Consider the following 1,261-nt stretch of genomic DNA (forward strand, 5'->3'; position numbering starts at 1 on the left):
CGTCCCACTTGTCATGAGGCTGATCCGCATGGCCCCGTTCGGCCATCCTGCGCGGCAGGCCGGCGGCGGCGGAGGTCTCCGGGAAGGCGATGACGCCCCGGTCGGGCGGGTTCGACGGGCGAACGGGCCCCATGGCCACGGGCGGTCCCCCCAGCATGCGGTCGAGCCGGATACCTGCGGTGTTCATGCTGCCCGGCATCGCACGGCCGCCGAAAGGGCGGTCGGCCATCGCCCGGCCATCGCGGGGTAACTGAGTGCCCATTGCCGGGAACGACGTCCCGGGGTCGGTGGCCGAGGCCGCGGGACCGGCCGGGCCTCCGGGGCCGACACGCAGAAACACGCCGTCGGCTGGTCGGACGGCGTGTATCTGGCGGCGCGAGGACCGACCCGCTGTCAGTCCGTACCGACGCCGGCGGCCACGGGCTCCTTGGCCTCGGCCGCGGCGGCCTCGCCCTCCTGGGCACCCGCCGGCTGGGCCGGGACGGTGAGCTCGGACACGCTGAGGTCGGACACCTCGGTCACCGCCGCGAGAGCCGCGTCGATGGCGTCAGCCAGCGTCGGGGAGACGGCGTCATCGAAGTCCATCCGCGTGACGGTGACCTCGGCGTCGGTCGGAAGCACGTCGGTGCCGAAGTCGGCGGCGCCGCCGCAACCCACCTTCAGGGTGGTCATCTCGTCCTCGGTAATCTCCCGGCTGAGAACCAGCGAGAACACATACCCCATTGACTGTCACCTTTTCATCTTCTGTGTATCGCGGTGTCGCGGAACCGTACTTCAGCTGGCGGATGTGTCGTCAGAGGGCGGTGTGCTCGTATCCGGCCGACCCTTGAGGATCACCATCTCTTCGTCGTTGCCAGGCCCGTCGCGCTCTCATGCTTGCTGGCGCCGCGCGGTGGTGTAAAGGGTGGTCGGCCATCGGTCGGCCACTGCGGGGTAACTGGCGCACGCCGCGGACCGCGATGGGCACTCAATTACCGCGCGATGGCCGGACGATGGCTGACCGCCCTTTCCGTGCCGCTCGGTGCCAGGAAGCATGGACCGCGTCGGCACCCGGCACGTCGCACGCTGAGGAGACCGCTCGTGGGCATCCGGCCCACTGGACCCGCCGGGTTTCGGGGGGTTCCGGTCGCCGCCGCACGCGCCCCGCGAGGACCCCGTGCTCTCGTGGGCCGCGGCATGGAGCTGATCGAACGGCACGACGAGCCCGGCACGACGAGGTATGCCGAACGGGCGTGCAGATCAGTCTCATGACAAGGGGCCA

The 1,261-nt window shown here is 70.7% G+C and carries 2 protein-coding genes; both read right to left on the bottom strand.

Features of this window, described 5'->3' with window-relative positions; translation table 11 throughout:
- A partial coding sequence (locus ABZS71_RS35655; protein ID WP_356217036.1) for a hypothetical protein occupies positions 1-187 on the bottom strand: 187 nt, incomplete at its 3' end.
- A gap of 206 nt (positions 188-393) precedes the next feature.
- The gene (locus ABZS71_RS35660; protein ID WP_356217039.1) at positions 394-723 is read right to left on the bottom strand and encodes a hypothetical protein; all 330 of its coding nucleotides are present in this window, start codon (positions 721-723) and stop codon (positions 394-396) included.
- Positions 724-1,261 lie beyond the last annotated feature (538 nt).

The sequence above is a fragment of the Streptomyces sp. NPDC005393 genome (assembly GCF_040606675.1).
Taxonomy (GTDB): Bacteria; Actinomycetota; Actinomycetes; order Streptomycetales; family Streptomycetaceae; genus Streptomyces.